The sequence below is a fragment of the Paraclostridium sp. MRS3W1 genome (assembly GCF_032465715.1).
Taxonomy (GTDB): Bacteria; Bacillota; Clostridia; order Peptostreptococcales; family Peptostreptococcaceae; genus Paraclostridium; species Paraclostridium dentum.
The window spans coordinates 1-1865 of record NZ_JAWDJM010000117.1 but is presented as its reverse complement, the minus strand read 5'-3'; the positions used below and the strand labels follow the sequence as shown (position 1 = coordinate 1865).

Below are 1865 nucleotides of genomic sequence, written 5' to 3'. Positions count from 1 at the left end.
AAGTAATCTCCACTTATACAGTCTATTAAATCATAATTTTTAATAAAGGAATTTTTTTCTATTCCAAATATCATTACTTTTTCAGTATTTAATTCCATATGCAATAATTCTCCCCCTATTATAACTTCTTGCGGTATTTTTTGATTTTTTTGCATTGAATAAACATCATTTGGCAATAATACTATTAGCATATTTATTATTAAAAAAATAAAAAACTTAATTCCTTTAGATGATTGCATTTAGTGTCACCTTCTTAAATTAGTTTAGTATTTATTTTTATTATTATTTGCTTTAATTTAAGTTAATATAATGGTTACTATTTTACATAATTCCCATAGCTATATTTACCTCTTCAATTTTTAATTTATGCACATTAATATGTGTATTTTTTGATTTGTAGCGCAAAAAAGCCATCTTTTTTAAGATAGCTTTTTCTATACAATATTTAAATGTCCATAATTTCTTTCAATTACAATACCTTTATTTTCAAAAGATACTTTTTCTTTAAATAATGGTCCATCTATTACAAAAGTATGATATTCTCCATTTTCACCACAAGCATCTGCCCCAGCATTTTTAATTTCAAGAACAATATTTTTTGTAAGTTTTTTCCCTAGTAAGCTTTCATTTAAATAATCTAAATTTACAGTTTTTATTATAGTTGTAAATCCACTTTCTATAAATTCATAAACTAATGATTCTCTATCTTCTTGCCATAGTGGAAAACTAGCTTCGATTCCTGAGTTTTTACATCTTTCAACATCCCAGTTTTTGTGTTCTTCGATATCTATATCTCCAAATACACAAATACTTGCGCCAAGTTCCTTTGCTTTTATTAAGCTCTTTTCAAACTCTTTTTCATACTCACAAACATCGCATTCAACTTCTAATAATGGAATGTCTAAGCTTTCACTTACTTGTTTTAATAACCTTTTATTTATTCCATGTGTCCATGATTTATCAGCATCTTTTTTTACAGTTGTCAAAAGAGCAACTGGCTCATAACCTTTTTTTATCATGCGATATAATGCCAGTGTGCTATCTTTTCCCCCGCTAAATGACATAACAAATTTATTTTTCATTACTCTATCTCTCCTAATGTATTTTATTTACATTAATTTTATCACATAAATTTAATTTACCAAATATGTATAATAATTAAATAGATTTAACTTACTATGAAAAATGTTCCTATAAATAGTAAAATTGCACCTACATATTTATATAAATACATAGTTTGCTCTTTAAGAACAACCACATCTATAAAAAATCCTATAAGAATTTGTGAAACTACAATTATAGTTAATGTGCTTGAAAGCCCTATTCCATCCATTGCCTTAACTGTAAAATAAATTATACATCCTCCAAATATACCCCCAAGTAGCAATTTAGGACTTATCGACTCTGTTGCTAAAAAAGTTTTAATTTCTCCAGTTAAAATCATGTTTATTAAAAAAAATACTGAACCTACTACTAAACTTATAAAAGTTGCTGTAACTGCTGATGTACTTTTCCCTAACTCTCCATTTATAAAAGCCTCCAAAGCTGTAGATCCTCCCGCTAGTATTGCAAATATTATAGATATTAATTTTATCAATTGGCTCACTCCTTTACATAATAAAATTTTATGATACAAGCATTTTTAAAATTACTTTAAATAGAAATTTAAAAGAAAGTATTTTATAGTTACTTTTTTTTTGTTATAATTTTTTTAATGATTTAAAGAGGTGATATAAATGAATATAAATTTTAACTTTAATAATTTTAATCAAAAAGAAAATGCAAATAATTTTATAATGATGGGGATTTTACTTTTACTTATTGGAACTCTTTCCCTTTTATTTAAAAATTTAGGCATTAAAGTA

At 25.1% G+C, this 1865-nt stretch carries 3 protein-coding genes; all 3 read right to left on the bottom strand.

From position 1 onward, the window contains the following. The coding region (locus RWY47_RS09520) for a hypothetical protein (RefSeq protein ID WP_316030308.1) at positions 1 to 239 on the bottom strand (239 nt) is incomplete at its 3' end. Positions 240 to 434: 195 nt separating this feature from the next. Beyond that, entirely contained in the window at positions 435 to 1082 is a 648-nt protein-coding gene (locus RWY47_RS09515) for a diphthine--ammonia ligase (protein WP_021429100.1), read from the bottom strand. Positions 1083 to 1168: 86 nt separating this feature from the next. Beyond that, positions 1169 to 1606: a DMT family transporter gene (locus RWY47_RS09510; RefSeq protein ID WP_224170723.1), complete on the bottom strand. Its 438-nt coding sequence runs from the start codon at positions 1604 to 1606 to the stop codon at positions 1169 to 1171. Positions 1607 to 1865 lie beyond the last annotated feature (259 nt).